Annotated in this window: 16 protein-coding genes; 10 read left to right on the top strand and 6 right to left on the bottom strand. The window is 58.4% G+C overall.

What is annotated here, in order from left to right; all coding sequences use genetic code 11:
- Positions 1-125: 125 nt before the first annotated feature.
- Complete coding sequence (gene uspB / locus IAE50_RS18925; protein ID WP_023481978.1) at positions 126-461, bottom strand: universal stress protein UspB; 336 nt, start codon at positions 459-461, stop codon at positions 126-128.
- A 452-nt stretch (positions 462-913) separates the two neighbouring features.
- On the opposite strand from uspB, the gene uspA reads away from it, so the two are divergent.
- Positions 914-1351 carry a universal stress protein UspA gene (gene uspA / locus IAE50_RS18920; protein ID WP_042713217.1) on the top strand — a complete coding sequence of 146 codons (438 nt, stop codon included), beginning with the start codon at positions 914-916 and terminating at the stop codon, positions 1349-1351.
- Between the two features lie 65 nt (positions 1352-1416).
- Here uspA and rsmJ read toward each other — a convergent pair whose 3' ends face one another.
- Both rsmJ and prlC read right to left on the bottom strand, forming a co-directional pair.
- A complete protein-coding gene (gene rsmJ, locus IAE50_RS18915; protein WP_200580951.1) occupies positions 1417-2169 on the bottom strand; it encodes a 16S rRNA (guanine(1516)-N(2))-methyltransferase RsmJ in 753 nt (250 codons plus the stop codon).
- Between the two features lie 3 nt (positions 2170-2172).
- Complete coding sequence (prlC, locus tag IAE50_RS18910; RefSeq protein ID WP_023482076.1) at positions 2173-4215, bottom strand: oligopeptidase A; 2043 nt, start codon at positions 4213-4215, stop codon at positions 2173-2175.
- Positions 4216-4395: 180 nt separating this feature from the next.
- Between prlC and IAE50_RS18905 the strand changes: the two genes are divergently transcribed.
- From IAE50_RS18905 to pqqF, 9 genes are all read left to right on the top strand, one after another.
- Positions 4396-5238 (top strand): 23S rRNA (adenine(2030)-N(6))-methyltransferase RlmJ, encoded by an 843-nt coding sequence (locus IAE50_RS18905; RefSeq protein WP_128481943.1) that lies wholly within the window; start codon positions 4396-4398, stop codon positions 5236-5238.
- An 84-nt stretch (positions 5239-5322) separates the two neighbouring features.
- A complete protein-coding gene (gene gorA, locus IAE50_RS18900; RefSeq protein ID WP_200580950.1) occupies positions 5323-6675 on the top strand; it encodes a glutathione-disulfide reductase in 1353 nt (450 codons plus the stop codon).
- A gap of 56 nt (positions 6676-6731) precedes the next feature.
- Entirely contained in the window at positions 6732-7772 is a 1041-nt protein-coding gene (locus IAE50_RS18895; RefSeq protein ID WP_200580949.1) for a dipeptidase, read from the top strand.
- Between the two features lie 40 nt (positions 7773-7812).
- On the top strand, positions 7813-7884 hold the full coding sequence (pqqA, locus tag IAE50_RS18890; RefSeq protein WP_071789594.1) for a pyrroloquinoline quinone precursor peptide PqqA: 72 nt from the start codon (positions 7813-7815) through the stop codon (positions 7882-7884).
- Positions 7885-7939: 55 nt separating this feature from the next.
- Positions 7940-8851 carry a pyrroloquinoline quinone biosynthesis protein PqqB gene (gene pqqB, locus IAE50_RS18885; RefSeq protein WP_200580948.1) on the top strand — a complete coding sequence of 304 codons (912 nt, stop codon included), beginning with the start codon at positions 7940-7942 and terminating at the stop codon, positions 8849-8851.
- Positions 8852-8859: 8 nt separating this feature from the next.
- Entirely contained in the window at positions 8860-9615 is a 756-nt protein-coding gene (gene pqqC, locus IAE50_RS18880; protein WP_076769366.1) for a pyrroloquinoline-quinone synthase PqqC, read from the top strand.
- Complete coding sequence (pqqD, locus tag IAE50_RS18875; protein WP_076769365.1) at positions 9615-9893, top strand: pyrroloquinoline quinone biosynthesis peptide chaperone PqqD; 279 nt, start codon at positions 9615-9617, stop codon at positions 9891-9893. The genes pqqC and pqqD overlap by 1 nt, the downstream gene beginning before the upstream one ends.
- On the top strand, positions 9886-11019 hold the full coding sequence (gene pqqE / locus IAE50_RS18870) for a pyrroloquinoline quinone biosynthesis protein PqqE (protein ID WP_094422491.1): 1134 nt from the start codon (positions 9886-9888) through the stop codon (positions 11017-11019). Before pqqD ends, pqqE begins: the two co-directional genes overlap by 8 nt.
- A 2-nt stretch (positions 11020-11021) precedes the next feature.
- Positions 11022-13205, top strand: coding sequence for a pyrroloquinoline quinone biosynthesis protein PqqF (gene pqqF / locus IAE50_RS18865; RefSeq protein ID WP_200580947.1), 2184 nt, complete (start codon positions 11022-11024; stop codon positions 13203-13205).
- A 9-nt stretch (positions 13206-13214) separates the two neighbouring features.
- Here the strand turns inward: pqqF and IAE50_RS18860 are convergent, their stop codons facing one another.
- The 3 genes from IAE50_RS18860 to IAE50_RS18850 all read right to left on the bottom strand — a co-directional run bounded on the left by IAE50_RS18860 (position 13215) and on the right by IAE50_RS18850 (position 15284).
- Positions 13215-13649 carry a putative T6SS immunity periplasmic lipoprotein gene (locus tag IAE50_RS18860; RefSeq protein ID WP_157737692.1) on the bottom strand — a complete coding sequence of 145 codons (435 nt, stop codon included), beginning with the start codon at positions 13647-13649 and terminating at the stop codon, positions 13215-13217.
- A gap of 2 nt (positions 13650-13651) precedes the next feature.
- Positions 13652-14185: a type VI secretion protein gene (locus tag IAE50_RS18855; RefSeq protein WP_232045140.1), complete on the bottom strand. Its 534-nt coding sequence runs from the start codon at positions 14183-14185 to the stop codon at positions 13652-13654.
- A gap of 205 nt (positions 14186-14390) precedes the next feature.
- Positions 14391-15284, bottom strand: coding sequence for a LysR family transcriptional regulator (locus IAE50_RS18850; RefSeq protein ID WP_200135016.1), 894 nt, complete (start codon positions 15282-15284; stop codon positions 14391-14393).
- Positions 15285-15314 lie beyond the last annotated feature (30 nt).

Genomic DNA, 15314 nt, shown 5'->3' with positions numbered 1-15314 from the left:
ATTGCCGGAACCGTGCACATTGCCGGATGGCGGCTGGCGCCTTATCCGGCCTACGCCGGAAGCTCAGCCCGGTAACCCGTAGGCCTGATAAGCGCAGCGCCATCAGGCAGTTATCAAAACAGCGCTCAGTGCCAAATCATCAGCCCAATCAGGCTCAGCACCACCAGCCCGCATAACGAACTGGTCAAAATAAACAGGTGACGCACCCGCTCGCAGCGGCGGATAAACTCATCGTCATGGTGATCGCGGTAACGTTGGGCGTAGATGTACCACACCAGCCGCATCTGCTTGCTCGGCTGACCGTGGGCGGTAAAGAACCCACCGCCATCGACATATTGATACAGCAAGGGATCACACCCGCGAAGTACTACCAACAGGGCGCGCAGCGATGAGTAATAACGCGCCATGTTCACTACACACACCACACACAAAGCCCAAAACAGCGCAACAGTGCTGATCACCATATCCCCTCCCCGGCGAGAGCCCACAGAGTTTCACTCCAGCGCTCACGCTCCTGAAAACCCCACTAAGGTAGACAACAAAGAGTGTAACCAAGGCTCCGGACGGACCACAACGAAGGCGATGTTCCGTAGTTGACCTCGCGCAAGCATCAGGACAACTTCGGGACACCGTCTCTCTCTTCCGTACGGTTTCTTAATAGTGTAGGAGATAGCGCTCTTTTTTTGCCACAAGCGAACGCAGATCCCTGCATCTCGCTGTAAATATTACGTAAGTGAATCGTGATCCAGGTTGATTGACGGTGCTGTTAGAGCGTTATAAGGTAGGAATCATTTTGAATACGACCTGAAAAGTCGGGCGCAACGCTCACGTACAACGCAGGATGCGAGCGCAGCGCAACCCCATCAGGGTTTCACCCGGATGGCCATCGACAACTTATGGAAGGAGTAACATTATGGCTTACAAACACATCCTTATCGCCGTCGATCTCTCCCCTGAAAGCAAGCTGCTGGTTGATAAAGCCGTCTCTATGGCGCGCCCTTACAACGCAAAGATTTCCCTGATTCATGTCGATGTGAACTACTCCGATCTCTACACCGGCCTTATCGACGTTAACCTCGGCGATATGCAAAAGCGCATCTCCGACGAAACGCACCAGGCGCTGACGGAGCTCTCCACCAACGCAGGCTATCCGATTACCGAAACCCTCAGCGGCAGCGGCGATCTGGGCCAGGTGCTGGTCGACGCGATCAAAAAATATGATATGGATTTGGTGGTGTGCGGCCATCATCAGGACTTCTGGAGCAAACTGATGTCCTCTGCGCGCCAGCTGATTAACACCGTTCATGTGGATATGCTGATTGTCCCGCTGCGCGATGAAGAGGACGAATAATCGTTCGTTGACCTTTCGTCAGTAGCCTGAATACCGCCCGGTGCGCGCAACGCCACCGGGCTTTTTTATTCCCCGGAGCCGGGGTAAATATCAAACCGGTGGCTTTTGGTCACCACCGCAGATTGCGTAGCGACGCCTGCCAGCGGCGGCGCATAGTCGGGCCGTTTAACCACCACGCGTTTAATCGCTAACTGACGCGCAGGCTCCAGTAAGCCATCGGCATCAAGATCCGGGCCAACCAGCGACTGAAAGACCCGCATCTCCTTTTTCACCAGCGCGCTTTTCTGCTTGTGCGGAAACATCGGATCGAGATAGACCACCTGCGGGCGCGGCGTAATATCTGCCAGCCCCGAGAGGCTTGAAGCGTGAATAAGCGTTAATCGGTCGCGCAACCACGGGCCGACTTCTGCATCTGCATAGCCGCGCTGCAGACCATCCTCCAGCAGAGCGGCAACCACCGGGTTGCGCTCCAGCATGCGAACCCGGCAACCGACGGAAGCGAGCACAAAGGCGTCGCGCCCAAGCCCGGCAGTGGCATCCACCACTTCCGGCAGATAGCTGCCTTTAATGCCGACCGCTTTCGCCACCGCTTCGCCGCGACCGCCACCAAACTTGCGCCGGTGCGCCATCGCGCCTGCGACAAAATCGACAAAGATGCCGCCGAGTTTCGGTTCATCGCGTTTACGCAGCTCAAGATGGGTTGGCGTGCGAACCAGCGCCATCAGGTTGTCGTTATCCGGCTCCAGCCCAAAGCGGGCGATAAGATCGGATAAGGCACCGTCTCCGGTGCCTGTTTCATCCACTAAGCAGATCTTCAAGTGTTAGCCTTCGATACCATAATGCTCAAGCATCGCGTCAATCTGCGGCTCGCGACCACGGAAGCGTTTGAACAGCTCCATCGGCTCTTCTGAACCGCCGCGCGTCAGGATGTTATCGAGGAACGACTGCCCGGTTTCGCGGTTGAAAATCCCCTCTTCCTCGAAGCGGGAGTAAGCGTCCGCTGCCAGCACATCGGCCCACAGATAGCTGTAGTAACCCGCGGCGTAACCACCCGCAAAGATGTGGCTAAAGGCGTGCGGGAAACGACCCCACGACGGCCCAGGCATCACCGCGACCTGGCGTTTGATCTCGGCCAGAGTTTCGAGGATTTTCGCCCCCTCTTGCGGGTTAAATTCCGCATGCAGACGGAAGTCGAACAGGCCGAACTCCAGCTGGCGCAGGATAAACATCGCCGCCTGGTAGTTTTTCGCCGCCAGCATTTTATCCAGCAGCTCCTGCGGCAGTGGCTCGCCGGTCTCAAAGTGACCGGAGATAAATGCCAGTGCCTCCGGCTCCCAGCACCAGTTCTCCATAAACTGGCTCGGCAGCTCGACCGCATCCCACGGCACACCGCTGATGCCCGCGACGCCTGCGGTTTCAACCCGCGTCAGCATATGGTGCAGGCCGTGACCAAACTCATGGAACAGGGTGATCACTTCATCATGGGTAAAGAGCGCCGGTTTGCCGCTCACCGGGCGGTTAAAGTTACAGGTGAGATAGGCGACCGGCTTTTGCAGCGTGCCATCGGCGCGGCGCATCTGGCCGACGCAATCATCCATCCACGCCCCGCCGCGTTTGTGCTCGCGGGCATAGAGATCGAGGTAGAAGCTGCCGCGCAGCTCGTTGTTTTCGTCATACAGTTCGAAGAAGCGCACTTCCGGATGCCACACATCAACATCGGTACGCTCTTTAGCGGTAATACCGTAAATGCGTTTTACCACTTCGAACAGGCCGTTAACGGCGCGGTTTTCCGGGAAGTAAGGGCGCAGTTGCTCATCGCTAATGCTGTAGAGGTGCTGCTTCTGTTTTTCGCTGTAGTAGGCGATATCCCACGGTTGCAGATCGTCGACGCCAAACTCCGCTTTCGCAAAAGCACGCAACTGCGCCAGCTCTTTTTCGCCCTGCGGACGCGCGCGTTTCGCCAGATCGGTTAAGAACTCCAGCACCTGCGCCGGGTTTTCCGCCATTTTGGTCGCCAGCGATTTATCCGCGTAGCTCTCAAAGCCGAGCAGTTGCGCCAGTTCGTGGCGCAGGGCGAGGATCTCTGCCATCACCGGGCTGTTATCCCATTTACCGGCGTTCGGCCCCTGATCGGAGGCGCGGGTGCTGTACGCACGGTACATCTCTTCGCGCAGCGCCTGGTTGTCGCAGTAAGTCATCACCGGCAGGTAGCTCGGAATATCGAGCGTTAACAGATAGCCCTCTTGCTCTTTAGCTTCAGCCTGCGCTTTCGCCGCCGCTAAGGCGCTTTCCGGCATGCCGGAGAGTTCAGATTCGTCAGTAACCAGCTTGCTCCAGCCCATGGTGGCGTCGAGCACATTGTTGCTGTAGAGGTTGCCCAGTTCAGAGAGGCGCGCGGCGATTTCGCCATAGCGTTTCTGCGTCTCTTTCGGCAGGCCAATACCCGACAGTTTAAAGTCGCGCAGGGCGTTATCGACCGATTTTTTCTCGGCAACGCTCAGTTCAGCGTAGTGGTCGCCGTCGCGCAGATCGCGATAGGCGTTATAGAGCCCTTCATGCTGGCCGACCCAGGTGCTGTACTCGGAGAGCAGCGGCAGGGTCTGTTCGTAAGCTTCACGCAGTTCCGGGCTGTTTTTCACGGAATTCAGGTGGCTGACGGGAGAGAAGAGACGACCCAGGCGGTCATCGACTTCCGCCAGCGGCTGGCAAAGATTGGCCCAGGTATAGGGGCCACCCTGCGCGACAACGCTCTCAACCGCGTTTCGGCAGTCGTCCAGCGCTTTCGTTACCGCAGGGACAACGTGTTCAGGACGAATGTGGGAAAACGGCGGTAACTCGAAAGGCGTCAAAAGGGGGTTGGTCATATGCGCAGTCCTGTTGAAAAGGGTGTTTGATTAGCATGGGGCTAACTTATGGAGATTTCAATGCCGGAGGGTGCGCTTAAGCCGGGTATCGCTGCAATAAGCGGAGGGTTGAGCGGTAATCCGCCGCGATCTGCGATAGACTGTGCGAAATCTCGTTTAATTTCTGGAATCTCCAACGCTATGCTCAGTTATCGCCACAGCTTCCACGCGGGCAACCACGCCGACGTCCTCAAACACACCGTTCAGAGCCTGATCATTGAAGCGCTGAAAGAAAAAGAGAAACCGTTTCTCTATCTCGACACCCACGCAGGCGCGGGGCGTTATCAGCTCTCCGGCGAGCATGCGGAGCGCACCGGTGAATATATGGAAGGGATTGCGCGCATCTGGCAGCAGGATGACCTGCCTGCCGAACTGGAACCCTACATGAATGTGGTGCGTCACTTTAACCGTGGCGAGCAGCTGCGTTACTACCCAGGTTCACCGCTGATTGCCCGCCAGCTGCTGCGCGAGCAGGACACATTGATGCTGACCGAGCTGCATCCGAGCGACTTCCCGCTGCTGCGCCAGGAGTTCCAGAAAGATGAACGCACTCGCGTGGCGCGCGCCGATGGCTATCAGCAATTAAAAGCCAAACTGCCGCCGGTCTCTCGCCGTGGTCTGATCCTGATCGACCCGCCGTATGAGATCAAAACCGACTATCAGGCGGTAGTGAGCGGTATCAGCGAAGGCCACAAACGTTTCGCCACCGGCGTGTACGCCCTCTGGTATCCGGTAGTGATGCGCCAGCAAATCAAACGCATGCTGCGCGATCTGGAAGCCACCGGCATTCGCAACATCCTGCAAATCGAGCTGGGCGTGCGCCCGGACAGCGATCAACGCGGCATGACCGCCTCCGGCATGATCGTGATTAACCCGCCGTGGAAACTCGAAGCGCAAATGAACAACGTGCTGCCGTGGCTGCACAAGAAACTGGTCCCGGCCGGTACAGGCCATACGCTGGTAAACCAGGTAGTAGCAGAGTAATCGCAGCCATCGGTGGCGCATTACGCCCGGCGCGTTACAATCGCGCCACGACTGTCGACTTCGTTCAGGATTAAGGAAACGACCATGAGCAAACATTATGACTACCTCGCCATCGGTGGCGGCAGCGGCGGTATCGCCTCGATCAACCGTGCCGCCATGTATGGTCAAAAATGCGCGCTGATCGAAGCCAAAGAGCTGGGCGGCACCTGCGTTAATGTCGGCTGCGTGCCGAAAAAGGTGATGTGGCATGCGGCGCAGATCGCCGAAGCGATCCATCTTTACGGCCCGGATTACGGTTTCGACACCACGGTGAATCACTTCGACTGGAGCAAACTGGTCGCCAGCCGCAGCGCCTACATTGACCGTATTCACACCTCTTATGACAACGTGCTGGGCAAAAATAACGTGGATGTGATCCGCGGCTTTGCGCGCTTTGTCGATGCCAAAACTGTGGAAGTGAACGGCGAGACGATCACCGCCGACCATATCCTGATCGCCACTGGCGGTCGCCCGAGCCACCCGTCGATTCCCGGCGCGGAATATGGCATTGATTCCGACGGCTTCTTCGCACTGCCCGCGCTGCCGAAACGCGTGGCGGTGGTAGGCGCAGGCTATATCGCCGTCGAGCTGGCGGGCGTGATCAACGGCCTCGGTGCCGAAACGCACCTCTTTGTGCGTAAACACGCGCCGCTGCGCAGCTTCGATCCGATGATCACCGAGACACTGGTGGAAGTGATGGCGGCAGAAGGCCCGAATCTGCACACCCACGCGGTGCCAACTGCTGTTGTGAAAAACGGCGACGGCAGCCTGACGATCACACTGGAAGATGGCCGTTCGCAGACCGTTGACTGCCTGATCTGGGCGATTGGCCGCGAACCGGAAACCGATAACTTCAACCTTGCCGCGACTGGTGTGAAAACCAACGACAAGGGCTATATCGAAGTGGATAAGTTCCAGAACACCAGCGTTCCCGGCATCTATGCGGTGGGCGATAACACCGGCGCGGTTGAGCTGACGCCGGTTGCCGTGGCGGCGGGTCGTCGCCTCTCCGAGCGCCTGTTTAACAACAAGCCGGACGAGCATCTGGACTACAGCAATATTCCGACCGTGGTCTTCAGCCACCCGCCAATCGGCACCGTTGGTTTAACCGAACCGCAGGCGCGCGAGCAGTATGGCGACGACCAGGTGAAGGTCTATAAATCCTCCTTTACCGCGATGTATACCGCCGTCACCTCTCACCGCCAGCCGTGCCGCATGAAGCTGGTCTGCGTCGGGCCAGAGGAGAAGATTGTCGGTATTCACGGTATCGGCTCCGGGATGGATGAGATGTTGCAGGGCTTCGCCGTGGCGCTGAAGATGGGCGCGACCAAGAAGGACTTCGACAACACTGTCGCCATCCACCCAACGGCGGCAGAAGAGTTCGTCACCATGCGTTAATGCTCCACGCAAACTGGCCCCCGCGGCCAGTTTTGCTTTTACACAAGGTTTGAAAGATGGCGGCGCAACTCCCCGTGTTTGATGGTCATAACGATCTGCTGCTGCGGTTGTGGCTGGAGCAGCCAGACACCTCTGTCGCACAGGTTTTCAGCGGCCTTAACGGCGGCCATCTCGATTTTCCCCGTATGCAGCGCGCCGGTTTTGCCGGCGGGCTGTTCGCCGTCTTTGTGCCTCCCATTCGTTATATCGCAGAGATGCGCGGCATCACGCCCGCTGAAGCGCAGGCGCTGCACGATCCGCTCCACATCACCCACCAGCAGATCGATCTCTTTTACCGCATGGTCGACGCCTCAGAGGGCAGAATGCGCGTCTGCCACAGCGCACAGGAGATTGCGCAGTGCCTGCAAGAGGGCACCATTGCGCTGGTGCTGCATATTGAAGGTGCCGATGCCTTAAACGCAGAGTTAGAGCCGCTTGATGCGCTGGTCGCACGCGGCGTGCGCAGTATTGGGCCGTTCTGGAACCTGCCGAATGTGTTTGGCGAAGGGGTAAACGGCCGCTTTCCCGGTTCGCCGGATACCGGGCCGGGCCTGAGCGAGGCGGGCAAACGGCTTATCCGTGCCTGCAACCACCGGCGAATTCTTATCGACCTCTCGCATATGAATGAACGGGCGTTCTGGGACACCGCTGCCCTCAGCACTGCGCCGCTGGTCGCCAGCCACTCCAATGCTCACGCCCTCTGCCCGCAGCCGCGTAATCTCACCGATGCTCAGCTGGAGGCGATTGCCGCCAGCGACGGGCTGGTGGGCGTTAACTTCGGCACCGCCTTCCTGCGTGAAGATGGCAAGCGCGACGCCCGCACTCCTTTACACAAAATTTTCCAACACATCGACTATCTGCTTACTAAACTTGGTGAGGATCGTGTAGCATTCGGCTCCGACTTTGACGGCATCGACCTGCCGGAAGAGTTGGGCGATGTCACGGGGCTACCGCGACTCATGGCCCTGCTGACATCGTCTGGCATCAGCCAGCCGTTGGCAGAGAAACTTGCCTGGCGCAACTGGCTGCGAGTTCTGAATATGACCTGGGGTAACTGAATTACGCGGGTTACCTCCTCTCATCCCAAGGAGTTACGCTATGTGGACTAAACCAACGTTCGTGGATCTGCGCTTAGGTCTGGAAGTCACTCTCTATATTTCCAACCGCTAAACGCGCCCGCCCGCCTTGCTGCGGGCTTCCTCTTTTTGCTTACCGGTTTACACAGATGCTGATTACTGTTTTAGGTTCCGCAGCGGGCGGCGGCTTTCCCCAATGGAACTGCAACTGCCCGAACTGCGCGGGAGTGCGTAACGGCACAATGCAAACCTCAGCGCGCACGCAATCGTCGATTGCGATAAGCGATGATGGCAAAGACTGGGTGTTGTGCAACGCCTCGCCAGATATCAGCCAGCAATTACGCACCACGCCTGCGCTGAACAGACCCGAACAGCTGCGCGGTACCGCCATTGGCGCCATTATCCTGACCGACAGCCAGATTGATCACAGCGCGGGGCTGCTAAGCCTGCGTGAAGGCTGCCCACATCAGGTGTGGTGCACACCGGAAGTGCATGATGATCTCAGCACCGGCTTTCCCGTCTTCCCGATGCTCAGCCACTGGAACGGCGGGCTGCAACATCACCCTGTTCAGCCGCTGGCGCGCTTCCAGGTGGCGGTTTGCCCGCAGCTGCACTTTACCGCTATCCCGCTGTTGAGCAATGCACCGCCCTACTCGCCTTACCGCGATCGCCCGCTACCCGGGCACAACGTGGCGCTGTTTATTGAAGACAGCAACAGCGGGCAGAGCCTGCTTTACGCGCCGGGTCTCGGCGAGCCAGACGAGACAATCATGCCGTGGTTGCAGCGCGCCGACTGCCTGCTGATCGACGGCACGCTGTGGCGTGATAACGAGCTGAGCGCCACCGGCGTTGGCGGCCACAGCGGCAAAGCGATGGGTCACCTGGCGTTAGCCGAAGAGCAGGGTCTTGCAACTTTGCTCGCGACGCTGCCCGCCCGTCGCAAGATTTTAATTCATATTAACAATACCAACCCGATCCTGAATGAAGCCTCCCCGGAACGAAAAAGCCTTGAGCAACAGGGGATTGAAGTGAGCTGGGACGGGATGGTTATCGCGCTATAAGAGGTTTCATGAGTGAAGCAATATGCCTGACGCCCGAGGAGTTTGAGGCCGCATTACGGGCGAAGGGTCAGTACTATCATATTCATCACCCTTATCACATCGCGATGCATAACGGTGAAGCCACGCGGGAGCAGATCCAGGGCTGGGTCGCCAACCGCTTCTACTACCAGACCAGCATTCCGCTGAAAGACGCGGCGATCATGGCCAACTGCCCGCATCCGGAAGTGCGCCGCCAGTGGGTGCAACGTATTCTCGATCACGATGGCGAGGGGGAAAGCGAAGGCGGTATCGAAGCGTGGCTGCGTCTTGGCGAAGCGGTGGGGTTAACCCGCGAAAGCCTGCTCTCGGAAGAGCGGGTGCTGCCGGGCGTGCGTTTCGCGGTGGATGCTTACGTCAACTTTGCCCGCCGCGCCTGCTGGCAGGAGGCGGCATGCAGCTCGCTGACCGAACTCTTCGCGCCGCAGATCCACCAGTCACGCCTCGACAGCTGGCCGCAACACTACACGTGGATTGAACCGCAGGGGTATGACTACTTCCGCAGCCGTCTCGGCCAGGCGCGACGCGATGTCGAGCACGGTTTATCACTGGCGCTGGAGTGGTGCGACACCGCTGAAAAGCAGCAGCGAATGCTCGATATCCTGCAATTTAAACTCGACATCCTCTGGAGCATGCTCGATGCGATGACCATGGCCTACAGCCTTCATCGCGCGCCCTATCACACCGTCACCGCAGACGCGGTGTGGCACACAAGGAGACTGGTGTAATGCACATTCAGGCACATCACATTCCCGCCTTTCGCCGGGGCTACCGTTTACAGTGGGAAGCCGCGCAGGATTGCCATGTGATCCTCTACCCGGAAGGGATGGCGAAGCTGAACGACAGCGCCACGGCGATCCTCTCAGAAGTCGATGGCATTAAAAGCGTGGGCGAGATTATCGCCACGCTGGAGGCGCGTTTTCCCGACGCCGAAGAGCTTGCTGCCGACGTGCTCGATTTCCTGGCGCAGGCCTATGCACAGAAGTGGGTGATTTTCCGTGAGTGAGGCCGCCAAAAGCGTCAATCCGCCGCTCTGGCTGCTGGCGGAGCTGACCTATCGCTGCCCGCTACAGTGCCCCTACTGCTCCAACCCGCTCGACTTCTCGACCCAGGAGCAGGAGCTGACCACGGCGCAGTGGATTGAGGTGTTTCGCCAGGCGCGGGCGATGGGCAGCGTACAGCTTGGCTTTTCCGGCGGTGAACCGCTGCTGCGCAAAGATTTGCCGGAGCTGATTGCCGCCGCGCGCGGGATGGGGTTCTACACCAATCTGATCACCTCCGGCATTGGTCTGAGCGAGAAGAAGCTGCACACCTTTGCCGATGCCGGGCTGGATCATATCCAGATCAGCTTCCAGGCCAGCGATCCTGAGCTGAATGCCGCGCTGGCGGGCAACGAAAAAGCCTTTCATCAGAAGCTGGCGATGGCGAAAGCGGTCAAAGCGCTCGGCTACCCGATGGTGCTGAACTTCGTCTTGCACCGGCACAATATCGACCAGATCGACCGGATTATCGCCCTGGCGTTACAGCTGGAGGCCGATGACGTTGAACTGGCGACCTGTCAGTTTTACGGCTGGGCGCAGCTTAACCGTGAAGGGCTACTGCCGAGCCGCGAGCAGATCGCCCGCGCCGAAGCGGTGGTCAGCGACTACCGGGCGAAGATGGCGGAAAGCGGCAACCTGACCAACTTACTGTTTGTCACCCCGGACTACTACGAGGAGCGCCCAAAGGGCTGCATGGGCGGCTGGGGGGCGATCTTCTTAAGCGTGACCCCGGAAGGCACCGCGCTGCCGTGCCACAGCGCGCGCCAGCTGCCGGTGAAGTTCCCCTCAGTGCTGGAGCACTCGCTGGAACACATCTGGTATGACTCCTTCGGCTTTAACCGCTATCGCGGCAACGACTGGATGCCGGAGCCGTGCCGCTCCTGCCCGGAGAAGGAGCAGGACTTTGGCGGCTGCCGCTGCCAGGCCTATATGCTGACCGGCGACGCAGCGAATGCCGACCCGGTATGCAGCAAATCGCCGCATCACGGCACCATTCTCGCAGCGCGTGAAGAGGCCAACCATAGCCGCATCGGCGTGCATGAACTGCGTTTTCGCAACCGCGTTAACTCGCAACTGATTGTCAAAGGCTAACCATGCAGACCCGACAGCTCCACCTCGACAATGGTTTGCACGTCACCCTGGTGCATCAACCCGACGCGCGCCAGGCGGCAGCACTGTGGTGCGTCGACGCTGGCAGCCTGCAAGAGCCGCAGGGCTGGCCGGGGCTGGCGCATCTGCTGGAGCATATGCTGTTTCGCGGCAGCCTCGGTTTTCCCCAGGCGCAGCGCCTAATCAGCTGGGTACCGTCGCAGGGCGGGCGGCTTAACGCCTCAACCCGGCTGGCGCAGACGGCCTACTTTTTTGAGGTGCCTGCTGACCTGCTGGAGCCGGGGCTGTTACGCCTTACCGATATGCTGGTGACACCGCAGCTTAATGAGAGCGAGATCCTCGCAGAAGCCTCGGTGATCGACGCAGAGTATCTCCTGTTGCAGCATGATGCTGAAAAACGGCGCGAAGCCGCTCTGCTAAAGATGCTGGATGGCGATGGTCAGCTGGCGCGTTTTCGCATCGGCAACCACGCAAGCTTTGGCGACGAAGCCGCCCCGCTTCAGCAGGCATTGCAGGCTTTCCACCAGCAGCACTATCACGCCGGGAACCTGCGCCTCTTTTTACAGGGGCCGCAAACGCTGGAGAATCTCGAAGCGCTGGCGCGCTGTAGCGCCGCGCCGCCCCCCTCAGGCAGAGAGGCCGATGTCGTTATGCCGCTCGCCCTTGCACAGGGCGATTGCGCGCTGCATCAGCCGCGCGAAACCATGCTGGTGCTGAGCTTTACCCCTCCCGCCGCCGTCAGCGGTGCGCTGCGTCTGCTGGAAACCCTGTTGCTGGATGAAACCGCAGGCGGGTTGATGGAGACCTGGCGCCAGCGCAACCTGGTAACGGCCATCAACCTGCAGGCCGATTGCCTGAATAGCGAAACCCTCTGGCTGCGACTCACCTTTACGCTGCGCGATGAGAGCGTCAGCGCCGCACAGGTTGAAGCTCTCTTCTTCCACTGGCTGGATGCCGTCAGCGCCCTGAGCGAGGCGCAGTGTCAGGCGCTATGCCGCTTTACGCAGCACACTTTTATGCAGCTTGCGCCGCTTGAAGCGCTGCGTGCGCGCGCCATTGGCCTGCTGCCGCCCGATCCCGACGGCTGGCCTGCTTTGCTGGCAGCCCTTACCCCGGCAAACGCCAGCCGGTTATGGGCCTCGCCTGAGGTGAACGGAGAAACCGTGGAGAGCCAGGGTTTCTCCCTGATGCTGGCCCCTTTTGTCCCGCAAACAGCACCTGATGAACCAGTCTCGTTTACCCCCTTCCCGACGCCTGCGCCGCTGCATGCGCCTGCGCTCCCTTCCGCCACTGCGCCGCTGGCGTGGCAACCGGCAGAGGGCGACGCTTCACTGCGGCTGCGACCACAGCCCGCCACGGCGTTTAGTGATGAAACCGGCTGGTGGCTGGCCTCGCGCCTGCGCCCACTCAGTGCATGGGCGGCTCGCCAGGGCGGCGTGTTGACCGTGCAGCGTGAGCAGGGGATCTGGCAGCTTCACCTCTGCGGAGAGCCGCTGCTGATGCAGTCCCTGCTGGCGGAAATTACCCAGATTTTGCAGCGCGAGGATGCTAACGCCGGAGTGCAGGCGCGCCTTGCGCTGGCGCAGGAGACCGCCCGCGAGATGCAGGGTAGCGCCGTGCGCCGCTTACTGGCGCAATTGCCGCGCGAACTGACAACCTCTGTTGCTCAGCCCACTCAACAGGGCTGGCAAGCGCATCTGGCGGGCGGCGACGCGGCGCTGCATCAGGCGCTCTCCCGCTTGTTAAGCGCCTTTATCTTTCCTGTTGAGACCGAAACCGACGCGCCGCCGCTTATCGCTCCCGGCAAACACTTCACGCTGGATACGCAGGAGGAGGACAACGCGCTGCTGCTGTTCCTGCCGGTTGAAGAGGAGATTGCGGAGATGCAGGCACTTGTCCAGCGCTATCAACCGCTCTTTTTCCACCAGATGCGTGTCGAGCGCAGCCTCGGCTACGTCGCCCAGTGCCAGTGGTACTACTGCGCGGATCGACAGGGTGTGCTGGTGGTGATGCAGTCGCCGACTCACTCCGCGGATGCGCTACGCGAAGAGGCGCAAGGGTTCTTTGTGCAGCAGGCCAGCGCAACGCCCGGCCCGCAAGCCGAGTGGCTGGCGCAGCAGATGCTGAATGCCTGGCGCGGCACGAGCGGGAAAGCAGCAACCGTTTAGTGAAACGCGTTAAAACTCGCTGTCGTTAACGGCGATAGGTTTCGCATGGCCTGCGTCAATCGCGAAGGCAACGTTAAAGCGACGCGTATTAAACGCCGTGGTCTGCGCTTTGGCTTTCGAGGAGAGCACAAACGTCGCAATGAATTGCCCGCTGTCAGGGAATTTATAGAGGCTGGGTGGAATACACATTTCGCCCTCTTTTACCGCTAACCGCGGCGCTTGTTGATACCAACGCTCTTTATAAGGGGTGGTGCGCGGCGCGATGGAAATAAAGGCGGGCTGATAATCTTCAGCGTCTTTAATGGTGAAACAGACCTGAGCGTTTTTTACCATCACCGGGGCGGTTTCTGCGGGCTTATAGCGCTGATCGACACGGTCGCCCATCGGGCAGCCGCTAAGTAGAGGCAAACATAATAAGGGGAGGAAGGCGTAATAGTTTTTCATTTTTATAACCCTGTGGGAAAGTTTCTTAATGCAACTTTATAGAGACTCTTTAATTCTTCTTCATACTGCACAACATTTTTCAGTGTTACTACTCCTGCGGTTTTTAATTCAATCCACTTCCGCAGCCCATACGTTTCAAGTATGAAATAGTCAGCGACAATTTGAGCCTGCTGCTCAAGAGGATATTGCGCTAATTTGCGTCCATCTAATCTGTAGCCATAGTCTGCGCGCCAGCTGTAAAGTCCGCGTAAGAAGACTTGCATCCCCCTCTCTCGCTGCCATACATGCATCATTTCGTGGATAAAAAGATGTTGTAGATCAGCCTCTTTTGTCGAAAAGTCATCCCGATACCATTCGCGAAAATAGATTTCACCGTTGGGTGACATTACATAATTATCAAACTGCAAGCCGAAAGGTAAATAGCTGTCATGGTGTATCCAGACAGTATGATAACGAATAGCGTTACCGAAAACCGATCTGGCCAACCGAAGCTCTCCTAAGGTCAATAATCTAAGGGTTCCCTCTTTTTTGCTCATATGTAACTCCATGTATTAATTATTTTCTTCCTGCGAGCCAATATAACGCCACGCCGGAATGCATTCCAGCAGGCATATTTATTCCGGAATTTATTTAGAATCAAGCCCCAAAAATTGAGACCAAAAAAGAAAGAGTCTAAACATTCACGGAGTAACTATTTGGTAGAAGTGCTGTGGAAGCGGCTTACGTTGAGATTCTGCCCTCCTATATCCGCACCGTTTTTAATTCATCGATCAGCCACTGCACGGCGGGTTGGTAGTCATAGAGGCGGTGCGAGAGCAGCAGTAAATCATATGAGGGCGCGCCTTCCGGTAGCGTCATGATGCGCAGCGGCAACATTTTTGCCAGCTCCTGGGCGATACGAAACGGGACGCACATTAAATATCCCGATGCCACCGCCACACGGCCGCCGACGGCGTAGCTTTGCACTACTGTTGCCAGCGGGCGGTAGAGGTGCTGCGATAAGAGCCAGTTGTCGATATGGTCCGCGCCGGAGCTAACGGCGGGCAGGTGGATTTGCGCCTCGCTGACCAGATGGCGCATCGTCAGCTGCTCCGGCAGATCGTTGCGCTCAAGCGAGGCAATGGCGACAAAGTGATCGGAGATAAGCCGGTGCTTATTAAAGTAGTGCGGGATGTGCTGCACATTTTCGACGCCGATAAATGCATCCAGCTGCCCGTTCTCCACGCGTTCGACCTTGATCGTCTCCGAAAGAATATCCACCGAGAGCCGCACATTCGGCGCGATAGTCTTAAAGCGCGCGGTGAGCACCGGCATAAACATAAATTCGAAGTAGTCGACCGCGCCAATATAGAAGGTGTGCGCGTCACGCGCCGGATCGAAGTGGCTTGGCCCGCGCGTGGCGGTATCAAGCTTGCTCAGCGCGCTCTCAATCACCGGGATCATCCGCGCCGCATAGGGCGTCGGCTCCATGCCGCTGTGGGTGCGAATAAACATCTCATCTTTCAGCTGTTCACGCAGGCGGTTAAGCGCGTGGCTAAAGGCCGACTGGGATAAATTCGCCTTTTGCGCCGCGCGGGTGACGTTTTTCTCTTTCGCCAGAATCGGAATAAGGCGCAGCAAGTTTAAATCGACCACTATTATGCATCCTGTTCATGTTTTCATGAT

It is taken from the genome of Kosakonia sp. S42 (assembly GCF_016624785.1).
GTDB lineage: Bacteria > Pseudomonadota > Gammaproteobacteria > Enterobacterales > Enterobacteriaceae > Kosakonia > Kosakonia cowanii.
This window is presented reverse-complemented; position numbering and strand designations above follow the sequence as displayed.